General features: G+C 73.1%; 14 protein-coding genes, 2 tRNA genes and 1 riboswitch. Of the genes, 9 read left to right on the plus strand and 7 right to left on the minus strand.

All coding sequences use genetic code 11. The features are described from left to right. Positions 1-43 precede the first annotated feature (43 nt). Both OG199_RS22525 and OG199_RS22530 read left to right on the plus strand, forming a co-directional pair. Entirely contained in the window at positions 44-1,579 is a 1,536-nt protein-coding gene (locus tag OG199_RS22525; protein WP_402182078.1) for an amino acid permease, read from the plus strand. 132 nt (positions 1,580-1,711) lie between these two features. Continuing rightward, positions 1,712-1,784 (plus strand) — tRNA-Lys (locus OG199_RS22530). Positions 1,785-1,848: 64 nt separating this feature from the next. Here OG199_RS22530 and ribA read toward each other — a convergent pair. Beyond that, complete coding sequence (gene ribA, locus OG199_RS22535) at positions 1,849-2,475, minus strand: GTP cyclohydrolase II (RefSeq protein ID WP_356809646.1); 627 nt, start codon at positions 2,473-2,475, stop codon at positions 1,849-1,851. A gap of 199 nt (positions 2,476-2,674) precedes the next feature. Continuing rightward, positions 2,675-3,178 carry a MarR family transcriptional regulator gene (locus OG199_RS22540; RefSeq protein ID WP_356809645.1) on the minus strand — a complete coding sequence of 168 codons (504 nt, stop codon included), beginning with the start codon at positions 3,176-3,178 and terminating at the stop codon, positions 2,675-2,677. 114 nt (positions 3,179-3,292) lie between these two features. Between OG199_RS22540 and OG199_RS22545 the strand changes: the two genes are divergently transcribed. The 5 genes from OG199_RS22545 (at position 3,293) to OG199_RS22565 (ending at position 8,662) form a co-directional block, all read left to right on the plus strand. Beyond that, a complete protein-coding gene (locus OG199_RS22545; protein ID WP_405830975.1) occupies positions 3,293-4,435 on the plus strand; it encodes a dihydrofolate reductase family protein in 1,143 nt (380 codons plus the stop codon). A 163-nt stretch (positions 4,436-4,598) separates the two neighbouring features. Then, positions 4,599-4,672, plus strand: a tRNA-Met gene (locus OG199_RS22550). Positions 4,673-4,986: 314 nt separating this feature from the next. Then, the gene (locus tag OG199_RS22555) at positions 4,987-6,228 is read left to right on the plus strand and encodes a PP2C family protein-serine/threonine phosphatase (RefSeq protein ID WP_405830977.1); all 1,242 of its coding nucleotides are present in this window, start codon (positions 4,987-4,989) and stop codon (positions 6,226-6,228) included. A gap of 215 nt (positions 6,229-6,443) precedes the next feature. Then, positions 6,444-6,601: riboswitch (cyclic di-AMP (ydaO/yuaA leader) on the plus strand. Positions 6,602-6,612: 11 nt separating this feature from the next. Then, on the plus strand, positions 6,613-7,650 hold the full coding sequence (locus OG199_RS22560; RefSeq protein ID WP_356809052.1) for a M23 family metallopeptidase: 1,038 nt from the start codon (positions 6,613-6,615) through the stop codon (positions 7,648-7,650). Between the two features lie 67 nt (positions 7,651-7,717). After that, positions 7,718-8,662: an aldo/keto reductase gene (locus tag OG199_RS22565; protein ID WP_356809053.1), complete on the plus strand. Its 945-nt coding sequence runs from the start codon at positions 7,718-7,720 to the stop codon at positions 8,660-8,662. A 28-nt stretch (positions 8,663-8,690) separates the two neighbouring features. Here OG199_RS22565 and OG199_RS22570 read toward each other — a convergent pair whose 3' ends face one another. The 4 genes from OG199_RS22570 to OG199_RS22585 all read right to left on the minus strand — a co-directional run bounded on the left by OG199_RS22570 (position 8,691) and on the right by OG199_RS22585 (position 14,294). Further along, positions 8,691-10,115, minus strand: coding sequence for a PrsW family intramembrane metalloprotease (locus tag OG199_RS22570; RefSeq protein WP_405830979.1), 1,425 nt, complete (start codon positions 10,113-10,115; stop codon positions 8,691-8,693). Positions 10,116-10,179: 64 nt separating this feature from the next. Beyond that, positions 10,180-11,013 (minus strand): tRNA (guanosine(46)-N7)-methyltransferase TrmB, encoded by an 834-nt coding sequence (gene trmB / locus OG199_RS22575; RefSeq protein WP_401807639.1) that lies wholly within the window; start codon positions 11,011-11,013, stop codon positions 10,180-10,182. A 326-nt stretch (positions 11,014-11,339) separates the two neighbouring features. Continuing rightward, positions 11,340-12,575, minus strand: a complete 1,236-nt coding sequence (gene lhgO, locus OG199_RS22580; RefSeq protein ID WP_405830982.1) for an L-2-hydroxyglutarate oxidase — start codon at positions 12,573-12,575, stop codon at positions 11,340-11,342. A gap of 294 nt (positions 12,576-12,869) precedes the next feature. Continuing rightward, positions 12,870-14,294, minus strand: a complete 1,425-nt coding sequence (locus OG199_RS22585) for an MFS transporter (protein ID WP_266700118.1) — start codon at positions 14,292-14,294, stop codon at positions 12,870-12,872. A gap of 747 nt (positions 14,295-15,041) precedes the next feature. On the opposite strand from OG199_RS22585, the gene OG199_RS22590 reads away from it, so the two are divergent. Together OG199_RS22590 and OG199_RS22595 are read left to right on the plus strand one after the other, a co-directional pair. Continuing rightward, on the plus strand, positions 15,042-17,144 hold the full coding sequence (locus OG199_RS22590) for an asparagine synthase-related protein (protein WP_405830984.1): 2,103 nt from the start codon (positions 15,042-15,044) through the stop codon (positions 17,142-17,144). Between the two features lie 425 nt (positions 17,145-17,569). Then, positions 17,570-20,914: an ATP-binding protein gene (locus OG199_RS22595; RefSeq protein WP_405830985.1), complete on the plus strand. Its 3,345-nt coding sequence runs from the start codon at positions 17,570-17,572 to the stop codon at positions 20,912-20,914. A 75-nt stretch (positions 20,915-20,989) separates the two neighbouring features. On the opposite strand, the gene OG199_RS22600 is transcribed toward OG199_RS22595, so the two are convergent. Further along, positions 20,990-22,987, minus strand: a complete 1,998-nt coding sequence (locus OG199_RS22600) for a sigma-70 family RNA polymerase sigma factor (RefSeq protein ID WP_401807650.1) — start codon at positions 22,985-22,987, stop codon at positions 20,990-20,992. Between the last annotated feature and the right edge of the window lie 152 nt (positions 22,988-23,139).

The following is a 23,139-nucleotide window of genomic DNA, read 5'->3' on the forward strand; positions in this document are numbered from 1 at the left end:
TTGTGGCGCATGTCATGCCCCCGGCAAGGGAATCGCTGGGGGCATGACAGATGACGCCAAGGCGAGTGGGCTGTCGGACGAAGAACGGCTTGCCCAGCTCGGCTATACGCAGGTTCTGGCCCGCCGCATGTCGGCGTTCTCCAACTACGCGGTCTCGTTCACGATCATCTCGGTGCTCTCGGGCTGCCTGACGCTGTATCTGTTCGGCATGAACACCGGCGGTCCCGCCGTGATCACCTGGGGATGGGTCGCGGTCGGACTGATGACGTTGTTCGTCGGACTGTCGATGGCCGAGATCTGTTCGGCCTATCCGACGTCCGCGGGGCTGTACTTCTGGGCGCACCGGCTCGCCCCCGAGCGCTCCGCGGCGGCCTGGGCCTGGTTCACGGGATGGTTCAACGTCCTCGGGCAGGTCGCGGTGACCGCGGGCATCGACTTCGGCGCGGCGTCCTTCCTGGGCGCCTACCTGAACCTGCAGTTCGATTTCGAGGTCACGCCGGGCCGGACGATCCTGCTCTTCGCCGGCATCCTCGTCCTGCACGGACTGCTCAACACCTTCGGAGTCCGGATCGTCGCCCTCCTCAACGACATCAGCGTGTGGTGGCACGTCCTGGGCGTCGCGGTGATCGTGGGCGCCCTCGCCCTCGTACCGGACCACCACCAGTCCGCGTCCTTCGTCTTCACGCACTTCGTGAACAACACCGGCTGGGGCAGCGGTGTGTACGTCGTCCTCGTCGGCCTGCTGATGGCGCAGTACACGTTCACCGGGTACGACGCCTCCGCCCACATGACGGAGGAGACGCACGACGCGTCGACGGCCGGCCCCAAGGGCATCGTGCAGTCGATCTGGACGTCGTGGATCGCCGGCTTCGTCCTCCTGCTCGGCTTCACCTTCGCCATCCAGTCGTACGACAAGGAGCTGGGCTCGGCGACCGGCGCGCCGCCGGCGCAGATCCTGCTCGACGCGCTCGGAGCCACCGCGGGCAAGCTCCTGCTGCTGGTCGTGATCGGCGCGCAGTTGTTCTGCGGGATGGCGTCCGTGACCGCCAACAGCCGCATGATCTACGCCTTTTCGCGCGACGGGGCGCTGCCGTTCTCCCGGGTGTGGCACACCGTGAGCCCGCGCACGCGCACACCGGTCGCGGCGGTGTGGCTGGCGGCGCTGGGGGCGTTGGTGCTGGGGCTGCCCTACCTCATCAACGTGACCGCGTACGCGGCCGTGACGTCGATAGCCGTGATCGGGCTCTACATCGCGTACGTCATCCCGACGCTGCTGCGGCTGCGGAAGGGGGAGGCGTTCGAACGGGGGCCGTGGCATCTGGGCCGCTGGTCGCGCGTGATCGGCGTCGTGTCGGTCGTCTGGGTGGTCGTCATCACCGTTCTGTTCATGCTGCCGCAGGTCTCCCCGGTCACCTGGGAGACGTTCAACTACGCCCCGGTCGCCGTCCTCGTGGTCCTCGGTTCCGCCGCGGCCTGGTGGACGGCCTCGGCCCGCCACTGGTTCCTCAACCCCGACCACGCCCGGACCCGGGCCCGTGAGGCGGCGCGCAAGGGTGCGCCCGAACCGGTCGATCCGTAGCGTTGTGCGCGGTTGGTACCCGGCCGTGCGCACCCTCGGCGCGGCCGGGAGACCGATACCCGATCGGAGTCCCGGCCTCGTCCGGCTATGCTCGGGGATGCGTCGGCGCGGGATGGATGCGGGCCGGTGCGTGGACCCTTAGCTCAATTGGCAGAGCAGTGGACTTTTAATCCATTGGTTGTGGGTTCGAGTCCCACAGGGTCTACCGACGAGCCCCGGGCCGGAATCATCCGGCCCGGGGCTTCGGTGTGTTGGGGGGGCAGCCGGGCTCAGCCGGCCGTGAGCTCCGGCAGCGGGAGCGTGTGCTGGGTCTGGAGGACCTTGGCGCGGAGGTAGCGCACGTTGTGGGCCGTGGTGAAGACGCCCGTCGGGACGCGGTGGGAGACCTCGATGCCGAGGTCGCGGAGCTGCTCGGCCTTGTCGGGGTTGTTGGAGAGCAGATCCAGGGAGCCGACACCGAGGGCCCGGAGCATCTGGGCGGCCGCCGTGTAGTCGCGGTCGTCCTCGGGCAGGCCGAGGGCGGCGTTGGCGGCGTAGGTGTCGAGACCCTGGTCCTGGAGGGCGTACGCGTCGAGCTTGTTGTAGAGGCCGATGCCGCGGCCCTCCTGGCGCAGGTACAGGAGCACACCGCCCCGTTCCGCGATCCGCTCCACCGCCTCGCGCAGCTGCGGGCCGCAGTCGCAGCGGGCCGAGCCGAAGACGTCGCCGGTCAGGCACTCGGAGTGCAGGCGCACCAGCGGGTTCGCGCCCGCCTCGCCGAGCACCACGGCGAGGTGTTCCCGGCCGTCGGCCAGTCCGTGGAAGGTGACCAGTTCCGCGTCGACCGAGTAGCCGTCGCCGAAGCGCAGGGGCACGGCGACGCGGGTGCGCACCGTGGCGGTGGGGAAGTCGCGCATGTTGTCTCTCCGGTCCAGCGGGTCGGTGGCAGGGGATTCCCAGGGCGTGTGTTTCATATTTGAAGCACAGTCTCGGAAAGCGACCGTACCTGATGCTTTAAAGTTCAAGCAACACGTTCGAGGGAGATGAGCCGACCGGGGCTCACCCGGCTTCCCGTCCCCCGTCCGCCCTGTCCGTCCGGTCCCCCTCCGTGCGCCCTCAGGAGGAACGCCGCCGCCACGGCAGATCTTCCCCCTGGACCCCGGGCTCTCCGCCCTGGATGCCACGGGTGACGCTTGCGCAGATCTCCTCCAACTGCCCCACCTGCTCCGGGGTCAGCCGGTCGAAGAGTGCCGCGCGCACCTGCTCCACGTGCCCGGGCGCCGCCCGCTCCAGGACGGCCATACCCTCGTCCGTGAGGACCGCGACCTGACCGCGCCGGTCCGTGGGGCAGCCCTCCCGGCGTACCAGGCCGTCGTTCGCCAGCCGGGTCACGCCGTAGGTCAGCCTGCTGCGGGTGATCTTCAGGACCTCGGCGAGGTCGGTCATCCGCAGCCGCCGCTCCGGCGCCTCGGACAGCATGGCCAGGATGGAGTAGTAAAGGTGGGACATGCCGGCCTCCGCCTGGAGCTGCCGGTCGATCGTGTCCTCCAGGAGCGAGACGGCGGCGATGTACGAGCGCCAGGCGCGTTGCTCGGCGGGGGTGAGCCAGCGGGTCGTCATATCGCCAGTCTAGGTATTGTTTAAAAGTTGAACCACTGATCGATCGCTACTCGAACGCCCACTTGAGTCACTAGCAGCCCAGAGCGCGGAGCTCGGAGCCGGAGGCAGCGTCCCATGCCCCATCCCTACGTCCTGTTGTCCGCCGCCGTCTCGCTCGACGGCTTCCTGGACGACACCGGCCCCGAACGGCTGCTGCTCTCGGGTCCGGCCGACTTCGACCGGGTCGACGAGGTGCGGGCGTCCAGCGACGCGATCCTGGTCGGCGCGGGCACCATCCGCTCGGACAATCCCCGGCTCCTGGTCAACTCCGCCGAGCGGCGGGCGGCCCGGGTCGCCGAAGGCCGCCCCGCCTACCCGTTGAAGGTCACCGTGAGCGGCTCCGGCGACCTCGACCCCGACGCGCAGTTCTGGCACACGGGCGGCGAGAAGATCGTCTACACCACGGACAAGGGAGCCGTACGGGCCGCCGACGCCCTGCGCGGTCCGAGCGTCGACGTGGTGGCGACGGGGGCCGAACTGGACTGGCGCGCCGTGCTCGAACACCTCCATGACGTACGGGGGGTACGGCGTCTCATGGTCGAGGGCGGCGGGCGGGTGCACACCCAGCTGATGGGCCAGGGCCTGGCCGACGAGCTGCAGCTCGCCGTCGCGCCGCTCTTCGTGGGACAGGCGGACGCGCCGCGGCTGTTCGGGCCCGGGGGATACCCGCCCGGGCGGATGCGGCTGGTGGAGACCCGGGCGGTGGGAGACGTCGTCCTCATCCGCTACGTCCCCACGGCACCCGGCACCGGTGGGCTCGCGGCCGCCGCGGACCGGCACTGGCTGGGGGTCGCGTGCGAACTCGCAGCGCTGTGCCCGCCGTCGCGGACCGCGTTCAGTGTGGGCGCGGTGGTGGTGGCCGCGGACGGCACCGAGCTGGCCCGCGGACACTCGCGGGAGGGGGGCGACCCGGTCGCGCACGCGGAGGAGGCGGCACTCGCCAAGATCGCCGCCGGGGATCCCCGGCTGGCGACCGCCACCGTCTACAGCAGTCTGGAACCGTGCGCCCGGCGGGCCTCGCGGCCCGCGCCCTGCGCCCGGCTGATCCTCGACGCGGGCGTGCGCAGAGTGGTGACCGCCTGGCGGGAACCGGACACCTTCGTGGCGGGCGCGGACGGAAACGGGCTGCTGGCGGCCGCGGGCGCGGACGTCGTGGTGCTCCCGGAGTTCGAGGAGCGGGCCACGGCACCCAACGCGCATCTTCTCGGCGCCCCCTAGCGGAGGGGCTTCCGGCGGCCGGGCGCCCCGGCCGTGGTGGTCGTGAGCGGAGCGGAATCGCGGGGGGATCGGAGCGGAACCGCGGAGGAAGAGGCCTGGTCGCGGGGCGTGCGTGAACGGGTGTGCTCCGGGGGTCGAACATGGCGTACACTGGTTTCAACGACGCGGGGTGGAGCAGCTCGGTAGCTCGCTGGGCTCATAACCCAGAGGTCGCAGGTTCAAATCCTGTCCCCGCTACTCAAGGCCAAGGGCCGGAACTCGGATTCACGAGTTCCGGCCCTTGGTGTTTCCGTCCTTGGTGTTCCGGGCCTTGGCGTTCCGGGCCTTCGGCGTTTCCGGTTCCCGGTGTTTTCCGGTTCCCGGTGTTCGCGCGGCCCTCGGTTCCGGGTATTCGCGGCCCCCGGCGTCCCTCCGCCCGCTGGCCCCCGGCGTCTCTCCGGCCGCGGATACGGGGACCGGCCGCAGGACGCGCGCGACGCCTGTCGGCGGACCCGTCCCCCGGTCGGCCCACACCGCTGGCCCCCTCCCCCCGCTGCGGGAAACCTGGACGGGTGGGGCAGCCAGGAGGTGCGCAGCGGGCCGAACCGCCCTACGACCGGTCGGGCGGACGGCTGCCCGGCGACCCCGTGCCCGATCCGGGGCTCGGGAGCGAGCCGCCGCGGGTTCCGGTCGAGACGGACGCGCGCCGGATCTCGCGCGCCTGGACCCTGGTGCGGGTGCTGCCGGTGCTGCTCGTCGTCGTCGCGGTGGTCTACGACGTCCTCACACCGCCCGACTTCACCGCGGCCCCGCTCTTCACCGCCGCCCCGCTCGTCGCCGCGCCGCTCTTCTCGCTGCGCGGCACCTTCCTCACGGGGGCCCTGACGCTGGCCGCGCTGCTCGCCCTCCGTCTCAGGTTGGGCCTGCACATGAGGATCGGCTCGATCACCGAGGTCGTCACGGTGGCGACCGTCGTCGGCCTCGCCGTCCTCATCAACATCCTCGTCCGCCGCTCGGACGAACGGCTCGCCTCGGCCCGCCAGATCGCCGAGGCGGCACAGCGCGCCGTGCTGCCGGAGCCCGAGGCCAGGATCGGCGCCCTGGAGGTCGCGGCGCGCTACGAGGCCGCCCAGGAGGGCGCGTCCATCGGCGGCGACCTCTACGCCGTGCAGGACACCCCGCACGGAGTACGGCTGGTGGTGGGCGACGTCCGTGGGAAGGGCATGGGCGCGGTGGCCGCCGTCGCGGTGGTCATCGGGGCGTTCCGGGAGGCGGCCGAGCAGGAGGCGACCCTGGAGGCGGTCGCGCAGCGGCTGGAACGGGCGCTGGCCCGCGAGGGCACCCGGCGCGAGGGCCTGGACGCCTTCGAGGGCTTCACCACGGCCGTCCTCGCGGAGATCCCGCACGACGGCGACGCGGTACGGATCGTCAACCGCGGCCATCCTCCGCCGTTGCTCCTGCACGCGGACGGCACGCTGGCCACGCTCGACGCCGCGGACCCCGCGCTGCCGCTCGGCATGGGCGAGCTCGGCTCCTGGCCCGACCGCGCGGAGACGGCGGACTTCCCGTCCGGCTCCACGCTGCTGGTCCACACGGACGGGCTGTCCGAGGCGCGCGACGGCCGGGGGACCTTCTACGAGCCGGCCGAACGGCTCGCGGGACGGACCTTCCGCGACCCGGACGCCCTGCTGGCCTCGCTCGCGACGGGGGTCCGACGGCACACCGGCGGCGCGCTCTCGGACGACATGGCACTGCTCGCCGTACGGCGCCCCCGGCAGACGGCGAAGCTCCTTGATCGCCGTCACGAGGCGTAGCCGGACGGTATCCCTCCGCATAACGACTGACGCACCGTCAAGAACGGCCTCACCGGGGACGGTGGGCCAACTCGCCCGTTTTCCCCCGCTCATGCCCCGTAAGTCCTGGCCAAGAGAGCGCAATGATCAGCACGAACGGCTTGGAATCCGGTACCCGAGTCTATTAACGTTCGATAACGCAGCGCGGTCGTCCCAGCCGTCACAAGAGACGGCTCCGTGCGCACGCGCCGAATCCCGCGAGGGAACCGGGGAACCACCAACTTGGGGTGAATCGAGCGTCTTTCACGGTGGAGACACCGTGGGTTGACGCGCGTAGGAGACCTTCCTGCTCCGAACCCGTCAGCTAACCCGGTAGGCGAGAAGGAAGGAAAGGAGCGCGCCCACGTGGCGTCCAACCGGCCTGCCCAGCCCACTTCGTTCGCGCCGAACGACACCCAGACCTTCGGTTACTCCCGCGGCGACGACGAGGGCCCCTGGGAGGAGTGGAACCCCACCGCGGATTCCGTCGCTCCCGTCCGCGGCCGGCACCGCGTCTCCAAGCAGCGCGGGGGCGGGCTCGCCCGCAGCTCCACCGTCCTCGGCGTCGGTGTCCTGGCCGCCGTCGGCGCGGGTGGCATCGCCACCGCCGCACCCGGCAAGCCGCCCGTGTCGATCTCGCTGCCCGACCTCTCCTCGGTCACCCAGTCGGCCAAGGCCCTGATCTCCGACGGCGGCTCCAGCACGCCGAAGGGCTCCTCCACCCCGCTCACCGGCGCCGGTCTCACCAGCGCCGACGCCGCCCAGGGCAACGCGGACGCCGGTGAGGCGCTGCGTGCCCGCATCATGGAGCAGGCAGAGTCCCAGCAGGACCAGGTCGACAGTGCGGCCCAGTCCGCCGCCGAGACCGCCGCCGCGAAGAAGGCGGTCGCGCTGGCCGCCGAGCAGCAGGACGAGGCCAAGGCCAAGGAAGCCGCCGCGAAGAAGAAGGCGGACGCTGAGGCCAAGCAGAAGGCCGAGGCCGCGCGTCTCGCGGAGCTCGCCAAGAGCTACTCGCTGCCGACCTCCTCGTACACCCTGACCTCCCGCTTCGGCGACGCCGGCTCCATGTGGTCCTCCGGGTACCACACCGGCCTCGACTTCGCCGCTCCCACGGGCACGCTGATCAAGGCGATCCACAGCGGCACCATCACGGAGGCGGGTTGGGCCGGCGCGTACGGCTACCGCACGATCCTCACCCTCGACGACGGCACGGAGCTGTGGTTCTGCCACCAGTCGTCCATCAGCGTCAGCGTGGGCCAGAAGGTGGGCACGGGTGACGTCATCGGACGGGTGGGCGCGACCGGCAACGTGACCGGGCCGCACCTCCACCTGGAGGTCCACCCCGGCGGCGGCGCCGCGATCGACCCGATGGCGTGGCTGCACGGCAAGGGCATCAACCCCTGATCCGGCACCCGCCACCAGTACGGCGGGTGCGGAATGCAGTCGTCCGGTACGGCTGTTGCAATGGGGTATGACTCCTCTCCGCAAGCTCGGTTCCTCCGACCTCGAGGTCTTCCCGCTCGCCCTCGGCGGCAACGTCTTCGGCTGGACCGCCGACGAGGCGCAGTCCTTCGCCGTCCTCGACGCGTACGCCGCCGGGGGCGGCAACTTCGTCGACACCGCCGACGGCTACTCGGCGTGGATCCCCGGCAACAAGGGCGGCGAGTCCGAGACGATCATCGGCAAGTGGTTCGCCGCGCGCGGCAATCGCTCCGATGTCGTCCTCGCCACCAAGGTCGGTTCCCATCCCCAGTACAAGGGGCTGGCCCCGGACACCATCAGGGCGGCGGCCGACGCATCACTGCGCCGGCTCGGCACGGACTACATCGACCTCTACTACACCCACTTCGACGACACCTCGGTCCCCGTCGAGGAGATCATCGGCACGCTCGACGAGCTGGTCCGGGCCGGCAAGGTCCGGGCGATCGGCGCCTCCAACCTCTCCGCCGAGCGGCTCGCGGAGTCCCTGGAGTTCTCCGACCGCGAGGGCCTCGCCCGCTACACCGCCCTCCAGCCCCACTACAACCTCGTCTCGCGCGACACCTACGAGGGCCCGCTCCAGGAGGTCGCCTCCCGGACCGGACTGGCCGCCGTCCCGTACTTCGCCCTCGCGTCCGGCTTCCTCACCGGCAAGTACCGTCCGGGCACGACCGTCGACTCGGCGCGGGCCGAGGGCGCGGCCAAGCACCTCGAGACGGAGCGGGGGCCCCGTGTCCTCGACGCCCTCGACGAGGTCGCCCGCGCCCATGACGTCCCGGTCGCCACGGTCGCCCTCGCCTGGCTCGCCGCCCGGCCCACCGTCGCGGCCCCGATCGCCTCGGCGCGGACGGTCGAACAGCTTCCGGCGCTGCTCGCGGTCGCGGACCTGACGCTGACGGACGACGAACTGGCGCGGCTGACGGAGGCGTCCGCCTGAGCGATCCGCTCCGCGGCCCCGGCGCCGCTCAGGTCCGGTACGGGTCGTACGCCGGACGGGGCGCTGCCGGGGCCGGATACGGACGTCCGTCCGGGGCGGACGGCTGCGCGGGGACATGGCCGTAGCCGCCGTGGCTGTAGCCGCCGTAGCCGTACGCGGGCCACGGCGGCGGCACCGGTACGGCCGGCGCGGTCACCCGTGCCGCGTACGCGAGAGAGGGGCGGGCGACCTCCCGGCGGCGCCACAGCTCGTGGAGCAACTCCCGCTCCCGTACGACGAAATCGGCGCCGGCCCGGCCGCTGCGTCCCCGGTGCCGCAGGAACGCGAGCGAGGTCGCGCAGGCCTCGTACCGCGCGACCGACCGTGCCGCCGCCCTGCCGAAGTGATGGGCCGCGTACCGACGGGCGAGCCGCCGTGCCCGCATCGAACCGAGCGCGTACGGCTCGGGCGGTGTCAGCCACCCGGCGGCGGCGTACGCCGGGAGTTCGGCGCGGACGGTCCTCAGCTCGCGCTGCCGCGTCCAGATGACGAGGAAGGTGAGCAGCCCGAACGCCGGCACCATGAACGCGCCGTACACCGCGAAGAACCCGTACTTCCCGAAGCTCGACGAGCCGTTCCACATGGCGTGCATGCCCATCGCGAGCAGCAGTCCGCCCAGGGGCAGCAGGACGCGGCGCAGCCGCCGGTGCTCGGCGGACAGTGCCGCGATGCCGAAGCCGATGCCGGTGAACACGGTGAACAGCGGGTGCGCGAAGGGCGCCATCACGACCCGGACGAAGAAGGTCGCGGCGGTGACTGAGGCCAGTCCGTGCTCGCCGCTGAGCTGGTCCGTGCCGAAGGCGTTGCCGAGGTAGAGGATGTTCTCGGTGAAGGCGAAGCCGGTCGCCGTGACCCCGGCGATGACCACGCCGTCGACGATCCCGGTGAAGTGCCGTCTGCGGAAGAGGAAGACCAGCAGGACGGCCGTGGCCTTCGCGGACTCCTCGACGATCGGGGCTATGACCGTCGCGCCGAGCGTGTCCGCGCTCGACGGGTCGGCGGTCGCGGTGGCTATCCACCGGGTCGCGAAGCTGTTGGCGACGATCGCTATCAGCGCCGCCGCGCACGCGCCCCAGGCGAAGGCGAAGAGCAGGTTCCGCCAGGGGCCGGGCTCGACCCGGTCCAGCCAGCGGAACGCGGCGAGAAGGAGCGGGACGGGCAGCACGGCGAGGCCGAGACCCACCAGGAAACCCTCGGTACCCGTCTGCTGGCGCACCAGGGCCAGGATCACGAGACCGGAGAGCGCGAGCAGGGCGGCCGGCGCGCCGTAACGCACTCTCCCCCAGGCTGTCGGCCGCGCTCGGGCAGCGAGGTACCCCCATCGCTGCCACCAGTGCGGGAGCCGCGGCGCACCGGCGGTCGGCGCGTCGCCGGGAGCGCCGGGGTGCGTGGGGTACGCGGGGAAGGTGGCCACGGCATTGACCCTAACGAGGCAGGGGCGGTCCCCGCGACGGTGCCGGAGGCGGTCCGCGGGAGTGTCAGTCGCCCGACGTGTGCTGCTCCCGGTGCCGTACGCGCCGGAAGAGCAGGTCGTTCACCACATGACCCTTCTCCAGCCCCTGGCCCTCGAAACGGGTCAGCGGCCGGAAGCCCGGACGAGGCGCGAAACCGCCGTCCGGCGCGGTGTTCTCGAAGTCCGGATGTGCGGTCAGCACCTCCAGCATCTGTTCGGCGTACGGCTCCCAGTCGGTCGCGCAGTGCACCAGCGCGCCCGGCGCGAGGCGGGTCGCGACGAGGTCCAGGAACTCCGGCTGGATCAGCCGGCGCTTGTGGTGGCGCTTCTTGGGCCACGGATCGGGGAAGTACACGCGCAGGCCGCTCAGCGAGTCCGGCGGGAGCATCTCGCGGAGCAGGATGATCGCGTCGCCGTTGCCGACCCGGATGTTGGACAGTCCGTTCTGGTCCGCGAGGTTCAGCAGGTTGCCCTGGCCGGGGGTGTGCACGTCGACGGCCAGGATGCCCGTCCCCGGGTCCTCGGTGGCCATCCGCGCCGTGGCCTCGCCCATGCCGAATCCGATTTCGAGGACGACGGGAAGGTCGGCACCGAAGAGTTCGGCCAGGTCGATGATCCGCTGCCCGTCGATGTCGAGGCCCCACTTGGGCCACAGCCGCTGCAGGGCGTCCGCCTGCCCGGCCGTCACCCGGCTCCGGCGCGGCTGGAAACTCCGGATCCGCCGCTCGAAGTGCGACCCGGCGGGATCGGCCTTCGGCCCGTCGGGGAAGCGGGGCTCTCCCTTGGCACGGGGGCGCTCCCGCTGGGTGTCGCCGGTGGGGTGGGGCTCTTCGGGGGAGCTGCTCAGGAACTCAGACACAATGCGTCGATTTTACGACCAGGTCCGGCACACACCGTCCGCTGCCCGCCGGGGGCTGCCGCCTTCCGACCCCCGCATCGGCCTGGGCGGCCTCGTCCTCAAGCGCCGGACGGGCTGGATATGCGGGCCTGCGCTGGAGGTGCGAGCCCCGTGCTGTTGGGTCGTCCTCGAAGGCCGGCGCCCGGGGTCATGCATTTCAGCCCGTCCGGCGTTTGAGGACGCCCTTCGGGCGATGGGGGTCCAGGGGGCGGAGCCCCCTGGCGGGGTCTGGGGCGGAGCCCCCAGGTGGAGGATGGGTCGGGTAGCGGCGGCGGGGGCGAAAATCCTCAGGTCGCCGCCAGCGAGGCCAGCGCCCTGCGCGCAACCTCTCTCCCGATCGGCAGAGCCGCCGTCGCGGCAGGCGACGGCGCGTTCAGCACATGCACCGTCCGCACCCCCTCCTCGATCAGGAAGTCGTCCACCAGCGTCCCGTCCCGCAGCACCGCCTGCGCCCGCACCCCCGCCTCCGCAGGCACCAGATCGTCCACCGTCACCGCCGGCAGCAGCCGCTGCACGGCTCCGGTGAACGCCTTCCTGGACACCGACCGCCGCAGCTCCCCCGCCCCGTACCACCAGTGCCGCCGGGCCATCCGCCACGACCCGGGCCAGGCCAGGGTCGTGCCCACCTCGCGGGGACGGATCACCCCCCATCCGTACCCCTCCCGGGCGAGCGCCGGCACCGCGTTGGGCCCGATGTGGACGTCTCCGTCGATCCCCCGGGTGAGATGCACCCCGAGGAAGGGGAAGGCGGGGTCCGGCACGGGATACACGAGCCCCCGCACCAGCTCGGGCCGCGCCAACGAGTAGTACTCGCCGCGGAACGGCACGATCCGCATCCCGGGCTCGTCCCCCGCGAGCCGCGCGACCTCGTCGCACTGGAGCCCCGCGCAGTTGACCAGCACCCGCGCACGGACGATCGCGCCGTCACCGGTGCGGACGGCGACCCCGAGGGCGTCCCGCCGGTCGATGCGGACGACCTCGGCCCCGTAGCGGATCTCCGCGCCGGAGGCCTCCGCGAGCTGCCGGGCGACCGCCACGTAGTCGCAGATCCCCGTCGTGCCGACATGGATCGCGGCGAGCCCGCGCACCTCCGGCTCGTACTCCGCGAGCTGGGCGGTGCCGAGCTCGCGGACCGGAATCCCGTTCTCCCGGCCCCGCTGGACGAGTGCGTGCAGGCGGGGCAGCTCGGCCTTCTCCGTGGCGACGATCAGCTTGCCGGTGACGGCGTGCGCGATGCCGTACTCCGCGCAGAACTTGACCATCTCGGCGGCGCCGCGCACCGCGTACCGCGCCTTCAGCGAGCCCGGCCGGTAGTAGATCCCGCTGTGGATCACCCCGCTGTTGTGCCCCGTCTGGTGCCGGGCGGCGCCGGACTCCTTCTCCAGCACGGTCACCCGTGTGCCCGGCGCGGCGCGCGAGATCGCGTACGCCGTCGACAGGCCGACGATCCCGCCGCCGATCACCAGCACATCGCAGTCGTGAACGATCCGCACCTGCTCCACCTCCCGGCTTCGATAGTGCACTGCGCCACTGACAATGCCCTCAAACCCGGAAAGCGCCGCGAAGATCGCACAGATGGACGAGCGGACGCCGCGCGTGCGGGGGACGGGGCGAGCCCGTGTCCCGCGGGGGCTCATCCCGCCCCGCACACCCCGTCCCCGCACACCGGAGTGGATCCGATCCCGGCCGTGTCCGGCCGTCCGGTCCCTTCCCGCCGGGTGACGCGGGAAGGACCACCAGGCCGGACGCGGCCGTCGGACACGGTCACCGGGTACGGCTGTCGGACACGGTCACCGGGCACGGCCGTCGGACACGGTCTACGCGGGAGCCATCAGCAGCGGTCGTGCGCGCTCCCGGAGTTCCGCCACGCGCGGTTCGTCGCCGTACGGCTCCAGCCGGTGGAGCAGGTCCTTCACGTACTCGGTGGTGCGCGCGGAGGAGATGCGCCCGGCGACCTCCACCGCCCGTACGCCCTGCTCGCACGCCGCGTCCAGATTGCCCGACTCGAGCTCGGCGACCGCCGACACCACCAGGCGCAGACCGTGGGAGCGGACGAACTCCTCCGTCGGCTTCGACAGTGCCTGCTCGGTGAAGCGGCGGACCTGGCGCGGCGCCTTGAGATCGCGGTAGCACTCCGCCGCGTCGGCGGCGAACCGGTCGTACGAGTAGAAGCCGAGCCAGGACGGATCGTTGTCGCCGTCCCGGGCCCGCTCCAGCCAGCCCTCGGCGGCCCGCAGGGCACCGCCGGCCGCGTGGGCGTCACCCGCGCGCGCGTGGGCGCGTGCCTCGACGAGGCGGAAGAAACTCATCGTGCGGGCCGTGGCCAGGCCGCGGTTGCGTTCCAGGGCGGCCTGGGCGAGGTCGACGCCCTCGTCGCCGAAGCCCCGGTAGGTCGCCTGGAGGGACATGGAGGCGAGCACGTAGCCCCCGAGGGGGACGTCCGCCGCGGCTCTGGCCAGCCGCAGCGCCTGGATGTAGTAGCGCTGCGCCGCCTCCTGCTGGCCGGTGTCGAAGGCCATCCAGCCGGCGAGGCGGGTGAGTTCGGCGGACGCCCCGAAGAGGGCCCTGCCGACCTCGTCCGAGTACGAGCCGAGCAGCAGCGGAGCCGCCTCGACGCGCAGACACTCCGGCACCATCGACGAACGCCAGTCGCCGCCCCCGTACTTGGAGTCCCAGCGCCTGGCGTCCTCGGCTGCCTCGCGGAGCTTCTGCACGTCGCTGTGGCCGACTTTCAGTGGCGCTCCGGAGCCCTCGGCAGGGTTCGCGTCCCGCGCCACCGAACTGTCGGCCGGGGTTATCAGCCAGCGTGAGGCGGGGGTCGCGTAGGCGCTCACCGCGAAGGAACCGGCCAGTGACTGCCAGATGCCGCCGCTGCCGGCCCGGCGCCCGGCGAGATCGAGACGGTACAGATCGGTGGCCGACCGCACCGCCTGCCCGACGTCACGGGGGAAGGCGAGGCCCACTTCGGGCGCGGGATCCGCGTCCGCCAGACCGATCTCGTGGAGCGGCACCGGGCGGCCGAGCTTCTGTCCGATGGCGGCCGCGATGAGGTGTGGAGCCGCGCCTTGCGGCACCATTCCCTTCGACACCCAGCGCGCCACGGACGTCTTGTCGTAGCGAAGAGTCAACCCGCGTTGAGCGCCAAGATCGTTGACGCGCCGCGCGAGTCCTGCGTTGCTGATTCCCGCGAGGGCGAGAACGGCGCCGAGTTTTTCGTTCGGCCCGCGTTGCTCCCTGGACATGCGCCACCCCTCGACACAGACGGCTGCCGCGCTGGCATAACCATGCGGCATTCGTAAACCCAGCGTAGTTCGCCGCATCCCATGCGTTAAGGGGCGTTGTTCCCAATGGCGGGATTGTGGTCCGTACGGAAGTACGGACGGTTGCGGCGTGCTCCTGTTGTGTGGCTGTGCGCCCGCCCGTGCGCTCTTCTCCGGCCATCGGGGGAGCGCTTCCATGGAGGGTGCGTGGGTCGGCCCGCTGTACTGGATCCAGTGGGCTGGGGGACACCGCCGCCTCCATCCCCGCGGGCGGCGGACCGGTCCGGGAGGCGAACCCCGCCTCCCGGACCGTGCGTCGGTCCAGTGGTGCGCAGGGCCTGTACGGAGCGTGTGCAACGCTGTCCGGCCGTGGCCGATTTGGCCGAAAATCGACGGTGCTTCTCGCGGGTGATTACCGCTCCTACCACGCGACTTGAGGGCGCGCAGGGTGTCCGAGGGGAGCGTATCGGGGGCGCATTCGCGTCGCAGATCGACCCCCGCCCTCGGCGGTCCGTTCGCCCGTCTCCCCTGACTGCCCTCCCCCCGGCGGGCGTTCGCAGTCGTGTCGGATCGGCTTTGCAGTCGCTCCCCAGCGGCGCGCGCGCGTTCGCGGGGGCGCATTCCAGGGGGCGCAAGCCGTCGCAGGAACCCTCCCGCACGCACTCTTCGTGGCAGCATGGTGCCGAGTTCGTACGGTGCACTGGTTGTCCACAGTCCGTGGAGGCGTCGATGCGGTGGTTGGTGGGGTGGAGCAGTGCCGCCGCCAGGGCGCCCGAGATCGGTTCGGCCGGCGCCACCGGCAACGACGGCGAGACCGTGCACCCGGTGGGCTCCCAACTCCTGTGGGGCGACCCCGATCCGCTCTGGGCGGTCGGCGACTGGCGCCCCGACGAGGTGCGCGTCGTGAAGGCCGACGCACAGAACCGGATCGCGGTCCTCGGGACCTGTGGCGCGAGCGACGAGGAGATCCGGGTCGGACTCTTCGCGGCGCGCGGCGGCGCACTGCGGCATCTCACCGCGTGGTCCGGCAGTTACACCGCCGTCGTCCAGGTCGGCCGCCGCGTCACCGTCGCGGGTGATCTCGCCGGCATCCGGCCCGTCTTCTACACCCCTTGGGCCGGCGGCACCGCGTACGCGACCGCCGCGCTGCCGCTCGCCGACCTCATCGAGGCCAACCTCGACTTCGGACATCTGGCGGCCCTGCTCGCCGCCCCCGACGTACCGGCCGCGGTCCACGACTCGACGCCCTACGAAGGGGTGCGGCGGATTCCGCCGGGACACGCGCTGATCCTGCGCACCGGCGCCCGGGAGATCGCCGGCTACGAACCCGTCGCCTCGCTCGCCGTCGCCGCGCCCTCGGCCGACCCCGACCGCGCGATGGACGGCGTCCGGGACGCCCTCGTGGAGGCGGTGCGCGCACGTCTCGCCGCGCCCCGGCACGTTCCCGGCACGGACATCGACCCCGGGCCCGTCCCCGGAATGGGACCCGCGGAACGGCGCGCCGCGCGAGGCATGCCCGTGCCCGGGATCGGGGCCGACCTCTCGGGAGGGCCCGCCTCCGGGACGCTGGCCCTGCTCGCCGCGGGGCTTCCGGGGGCGCCCGGGACCGTACTGGGGCACGGCACGGGGGCCGGGGAGCGGCTGCTCGCGGTCACGTTCAACGACCTCGCCGTGCGCGGGCGGGAGGCCGAGCTGGAACGGGCCGGGACCCTGGCCGCCAATCCCCGGCTGCACCATGTGGTGGTCACCGGGGCCGAGGAGACCCTTCCGTACGCCGACCTGGACGGTCCGCTGACCGACGAACCCGGACCGTCCCTGGTGGCCGCGGCGCGGCACCGGGCGCGGCTCGCCTCCGGCAGCGCGGACCATTTCACGGGGTACGGGGCGCGGCAGGTGCTCGACGCCCATCCGGCGCGGCTGGCCGACCTGCTGATGGACCGCAAGAGACGTCATCTGGTGCGACCCGTCGCCGCGTTGGCGAAGGCCGACGGGTCGGTGATGGTTCCCGCGCGCGTGTACGGCGCGGCACGCAGACTGGCCCGCACGCCGTACCGGACCGGTGTCGACGTCCTCGCCGACCGGCTGCTGCACCGGCGGTTCGAGGAACCGGGCGGGGCCGTGGGGGCGTCGCTCGCCGCGCTCACCTGGGCCAGGCCCGGCCCGGCGGCGCGTTGGCTGACCGGCGAGGCGTTGGCTGAAGTATCGGTTCGCCTGCAGGGAACCACAGGTCGGCCCGGGGTCGGGCCCGGACAGCGGCCCGGTGACTTCCGCGCCCGTGCGGCACTCGCTCGTCACGCCGGCGATCTCCGTGTCCTGGAGCAGGCCGCCGAGATCCGATTCCAGCGGCTGCACATGCCGTTCCTGGACAACCAGGTCGTCCGCGCCTGCCGCGTCCTTCCGGAGGCACTGCGGGTCCAGCCCGGGGCGCGGGCGGAGATTCTGCGTTCGGTGCTGGAGGGGGCCGGGGTGGCCGAACTGCCGCCCGGGTGGGGGGCGCCTTCGCACGCGTCCTCGGCGGCGGCCGCGCGGACGGGGCTGCGCGTGGCCGCGGACTCCCTGATCGCGCTGTTCGACACGCCGTTGCTTGCGCAGGCGGGGCTGGTGGAGGCGCGGGTCGTGCGCAAGGCCCTGCGGGCGGCTGCCGCGGGGGAGCCGCTGCCGCTGGACGGGCTCGCGGATCTGGTCTCCCTGGAGCTGTGGCTGCGGCGGTTGCTGGCGCGGCGGGGGACGTGCTGGACGGGGACGCCCGCGCGACAGCGGGCGGTGCCTGCGGGGATCGTGCCGCAGGGGCGGGCGTTGGGGGCGGGAGCGGGGGGCGGGGGTAGAGGGTAGGCGGGCGCTGCTGGTCGGGTGCCGGTGCCGGCGCTGGTCGGTGGGTGGGTCGGGGCCGTGCCGGTGTGTCGAGGCCGTCGCCGCTGGATCAGGCCTGGGACGGGTGTGCGAGCCGCTGCTCGATCCGAACGTAAGCGACGGCCTTGCGACACACCGGCACGGCCCCTCGCGTGGCACGGCGGGTACAGGGGTGCGGTGTGGTTTTTCAGCCCGTCCGGCGTTTGAGGACGAGCCCTTCGGGCGAGCGGGGGTCCAGGGGGCGGTAGCCCCTTGGCGGGGGTCTGGGGGCGGAGCCCTCAGGTACGGGATGGGTCGGGTAGGGGCGGCGGGGGCGAGGGAAGGTTTTCGGGGGGCCGACGGAGGCGCGACGCCCGGGCGGGGGGAAAGCCGCGGCCCCCCACACCGGCACCGGTGAGAATGGGGTCGTGCGGTACAGGATCCTGGGCGTGGCCCAGGCAACGGACGAACGGGGAACACCGACCACGGTGGGCGGCCCCCGCGTCCGCGCGCTGCTCGCCGCCCTGGCCCGACGCCCCGACCGCACCACGCCCCCGGAAACCCTGATCGACGAGGTGTGGGCGGACGAACCCCCACTGGACGCGCCGGCGGCACTGCAGGCCCTGGTCGGCCGCCTGCGCCGCACCCTCGGCAGGGACGCGGTCGTCTCGGAGGCGGGCGGCTACCGCCTCCGCGCGGCCAGGGACGACGTGGACCTGTTCGTCTTCGAGCGCCTGGTCCGCGAGGGCACGGCGGCGCTCGAACACGGCGACGCCCCCACCGCCGCCCGCAGCCTGCGCGAGGCGCTCGCCCTGTGGCGCGGCCCGGCCCTCGCGGACCTCCCCGACCGCAGCGCCGCGACCCGCCCGGACGCACTCCGCCTGGAGGCCACGCGCACCCGCATCGAGGCGGACCTGCGACTGGGCCGCGCCCCCGACGTCGTACCGGAGCTGAAGGAGCTGACGACCGCCCACCCGTACGACGAGGCCCTGCGTGCCCTGCTCCTCCGGGCCCTGCGCGACACGGGCCGCGGCGCGGACGCGCTGGCCGCGTACGAGGAGGTGCGCCGTGCCCTGCTGGACGGGCTGGGCACCGACCCGGGGCCGGAACTGCGCGCCCTGCACGCCGAGTTGCTCGCCCGGGAGACCGGGCCGACGCCGATGCCCTCCAGGCCGGAGCGGAACGGCAACCTTCGCCCCCGTCTGGACTCGTTCGTCGGGAGGGAAGCCGACCTCGATGCCATCCGTTCCGATCTGCGGCGGGCGCGTCTGGTCACGCTGACCGGACCGGGCGGTTCGGGGAAGACCCGCCTCGCCGAGGAAGCCGCCGCCGGGCTCCCGCAGGCGTGGCTGGTCGAGCTGGCCCCGCTCGACCGTCCCGAGGCGGTCCCCGGCGCCGTGGTCAGCGCCCTCGGTCTGCGCGAGACCGCGCTGATCAGCAACGAGACGGTGGTCGCCCAGGACGACCCGCTCGCCCTGCTCGTCGAGTACTGCGCCGCGCGCGACCCGCTCCTGGTTCTCGACAACTGCGAACATGTCATCGGCGCCGCGGCCGAGCTCGCCGAGACCCTGCTCACGCACTGCCCGGGGCTCACGATCCTCGCCACCAGCCGTGAACCCCTCGGCGTACCGGGTGAGTTGGTGCGTCCGGTCGAACCCCTGCCACCGGATCCCGCGCGGCGTCTGTTCATGCAGCGCGCGGCGGCCGTGCGTCCCGGCGCCGACGCCGCCCTGCGCGACTTCGAAGCGGTGGACGAGATCTGCCGGCGACTCGACGGCCTGCCCCTGGCCATCGAGCTGGCCGCCGCGCGCCTACGTCTACTGACACCACGTCAGATCGCCGACCGGCTCGACGACCGCTTCCGGCTCCTCACCTCCGGCAGCCGCACCGTGCTGCCCCGCCAGCAGACCCTGCGCGCCGTCGTCGACTGGTCCTGGGACCTGCTCGACGAGCGGGAGCGGACCGTGCTGCGCGAGGCGTCCGTCTTCGCCGGCGGCTGGGACCTCGCCGCCGCCGAGGCCGTGTGCACCGGCCCCGCCGCCCACCTCGTCGGCGCGCTCGTCGACAAGTCCCTCGTCGTCGCGACCCCTTACGACACGGACCCCGACGTGAGCGGCGCCGACGGCGCGCGTGGCGGTGGGGGCATGCGGTACCGGATGCTGGAGACCATTCACGAGTACGCGGCCGAGCGCGCCGCCGAGGTTCCCGACCTGCGTGCCGAGGCCGAGCGCCGCCACCGTGCGTGGGCGCGACGGCTCGCCGAACAGGCCGAGCCGCTGCTGCGCTCCGCCGCCCAACTGCCCTGGATCCGCCGCCTGGAGACCGAGCTCGACAACATCCGGGCGGCCCTCCACCGTTCGGTCGTCGCCGGCGCCGAGGAGGAGGCGGCCTCGCTCGTCCTCGCCATGGGATGGTTCTGGTGGCTGCGCAACTTCCGCCGCGAGGGCACGGAGTGGACGGACCGCGTCCTGCGTCTGGGCGTGGCACTCGACGCGACCGGATCCGCGCACGGCGGGCCCACGGCGCCCGGCGCCGACGGGTGCGCCGGACTCGTCGAGCTCGAGCGCTTCGACCCGCTGGAAGCCTTCCTCGACGCCCCGGACGGCGAGGAGTCCCATCCGCTGCACCGCCTGCGGATGCGGATACGGATGCTGCACCTGTTCATGCGGGTCGAGACGGAGACGCTGGACGAACAGGACCATCCCCGTATCCGCGAATATGTCGAACGGGTGCGGGACGCCTTCGAGAAGGGCGGCCCGGACGCGGCGAGCATGCCGGGCATCGTGTGGCCGATGGCCGCCTTCTTCCTGAGCGGCTCGTACGACGTGCGTCCGGCCATGAACAAGGCGGTCGCCAACTGCCGTGCGTACGGGGACGACTGGGCGATCGGCGTCACCCTGATGTTCCGTACGCACATGGTCGTCGACGCCCCGGGCGGTATGCCCGGGGTGGACGACGACCTCGCCGAACTGCGCGTGCTCAGCCGGCGGGTGGGCGACCGCTGGATGCGCGCCCAGGTGTGCAGCGCCGCCGCCGAGGCGGCCATGGCGCGCGGTCTCCACGACGAGGCGAAGGCCGAGTACGAGGAGGCGCTGCGGCTCGCCTTCGAGGTCGGCGCGCACGCCGAGACACCGTTCCTGCTGGCGCGGCTGGCCGAGCTCGCCTACCGCGCGGGCGAGCGGGCGCGGATGCTGGCCGCCCTGGAAGAGGCGGACGCGGCGGCCGAGCGGTACGGGGTGATGGACTCCCGCGCCTTCGTCCGGCTGCTGCGCGCGCAGCTGGCCCTGGACGACGGCGAGATCGCCCTCGCGCGCGACATGTGGGGGAAGGCCGGCGAGATGAGTCTGCGGGGCACCCCTCCGCCGCAGTTCATGGCGGCGCTGAACTGGGTCGAGGCGCTCATCACGGCCGCCGAGTCCGGTCCGGAGCGCGGACTGCGGAAGATGGCCGACGCCCTGGGGGCAGCCGTGGCGGGGCGGTGCGCCGATGTGGTGACGGCAAGCCTCGTCGAGAGCGCGGCGGGCCTGCTGTCCGGGCTCGGCGACCATCCTCGCGCGACCCGTCTGCTCGCCGTGGGGACACGGTGGCGGGGTGGTCACCCCCGTCCCGTGCTGGAGCGCACCGCCGCCGAGCGTGGTGAGGCCGCCGCCCGTACGGCCCTCGGCCCCCACCGTTACGCGTCGGAGCAGGCCAGGGGAGCGGACTTCACCGCGGACGAGGCCCTGCGTGACCTCGCGGAGGCGGTGAAGGAGCACCCCGCCGACAGTTCTTAGCCGCCGGGGCCGCCGGGGCCGCCGGAGCCGGCGGTGGCCGGTGCGGCTCCGGTGCGGCTCCTCGTGCGGCGGGGCTCACTGGCACTCGAACTTCGATTCCGCCCAGTCCGCCAGCGCCACCGACTCGAACGGCGTGCGCGGTTCGACGACGAGCCGGATCGTCCTCCGGCCCGTGAGATTCACCCGGACGGGGATCGTGCGGTCGCCGCCCTCGACCAGCGGCGACCGCCACAGGCGCGCTCCGTCGGCGTAGACGGAGAAGCTGACCCGGCCCAGGCCCAACGTCAGGTCGTCGACGCCGACCCGAGCCTCGTACGCCGAGCAGCTGCGGTTGAGGTCGATGGTGACGGACGACGTGCCGTGGACGGTCACTCCGTGCGCGTACCGCTGGTCCGCGATCGACATTCCCCACCGCTGCCAGACCCAACTGCTCTGGCCGAGCCGCATCTCGGGCCCGGTGTGGTCGCCGGTGATGCCGTAGCGCAGCTCGTTCCACTGGTAGACGACCGGTGCGGGCGTCGGCGTCGGACTGGGTGCCGGGTCCGGGGGCAGCGGCGCGGGCGGAGTGGGGCCGGTCGTGGGTTCCGGCTTCGCCTTCGTGGGGGCCGGGGACGGCTCGGGCGCGGGTTTCGGGGTGGGCTTCGGCGCGGCGGGGGTGCGGGCGGGCGGGGTGACCGCCACCGGCTGCCGCGGCGCGGGCCTCTTCGACGGCGGGAGCGTCGGTGTCCGGGGCGGTGCTTCGACGGCGGGCGAGGCGGCGGGCCTGGCCTCGGGTTTCCTGGCGGTGCTCTCGTTGCCCGCCAGGGCGAGTGCGACCGCCGCGGCGGCGACCGCGACGACGCCCGCCGCGATCCCGGCCTTGACCGGTGCCCCGAGCCCCTCGGAGACCGCCGCGCCGCCACCCGCGCCCGCTCCGCCGGAGCCGCCTGCCGCGGCGGCCGCTCCCGCCGCGCCCGCCCCGGCTCCACCGGCGATGAGCGCGACGGCCTTCGCGTACCCGGCGGCACCGAACCAGCCGATGACCGCGACCGGCACGACGGCGGGGATACCGCTGGCGACCTCCTTGATCTGGCCCGCGGCCAGCCGGCACTTGGCGCACTCCTCCAGGTGCTTGCGCAGTCCACGCTCGGCCCGGGTGCGCAGCCCGCCGCGGGCGTAGGCGCCGAGCCGGTCGGCGTAGCGCGCGCACTCCTCGTCCCTGGTGAGGGTGGCGCTCACATGCGCCTGGAGGTAGGCCTGCTTGAGGCCTTCGCGGGCACGACTGGCGAGGACACGGGTGCCGTTGGCGTCCAGCCCGAAGAGTGTGGCGACCTCGCTCGGCGACTCGTCCTCGACCTCCGTGTGCCACAGCACGGCCTGCCAGCGCTCCGGCAGCGAGCGGAACGCCCGCATGGCCATCGACTGCTCGGCCTCGTGCATCGCGCGCGCGTCCGCGCCGAGGTCGAGCGTGTCGTCGTCGGAGACCTCGGCACCGCGCACGGCCTGCGCGGCGAACACCGCGAAGTCGTCGACCAGTTGCTCCCGCTTCGCAGACTTCGTCCAGTTCGCGGCGACGCGGCGGACCGTCGTCAGCAGATACGCGCGTACGGCGTGCTCGGGGCCGTGGCCGCCGCGCACCGCCTGGAGCATGCGGGCGAACACCTCGGCGGTCAGGTCGTCCGCGGTGTGCGCGTCCCGGCAGCAGGTACGGGCGTAGCGGCGGACGGCCTCCGCGTGACGGCGGTACAGCGCCTCGTACGCCGTGTCGTCACCCGAGCGCATGCGCGCGATCAGATCCGCGTCGGACGGCGGCAGTTCGACCGGGGGCGGCAGGACACCGCTGACGTCCCGCGGATCGAACCGGTCGCGCTGCGCCGGGACGCTGGGATCGCCGGGGGTGCCGTGGGCGGTGCCGGAGGGGCCCGGGAGGTTCGGGGCGCCGGAGGGGCCAGGGATGCCGGAGGGCCTCGGCGCGCCGGAGGAACCCAGGTCCTCCGCCGGGGGCCCGCCCTGACTGGGAACCTGCTGCGAGGGCAGACCGCCCGCCTCCGCGCCGCCGTCACCGAGTGACTCGTCCCGCCCGTCAACGCTCATCGCGGAAAGCCCCCGCCTGCACACTCGGACCCGAATACCGGGACAGAGTGCCACATGCCGCAGGGGCGGGACCGCGCCGCACGGGCCAACCACTCGTCCGGGGGGTTTTGCCGCACGACAGCTCTAGCGGTCACCCGATTGGGGAATAGTCA

The organism is Streptomyces sp. NBC_01176 (genome assembly GCF_045039825.1).
GTDB lineage: Bacteria > Actinomycetota > Actinomycetes > Streptomycetales > Streptomycetaceae > Streptomyces.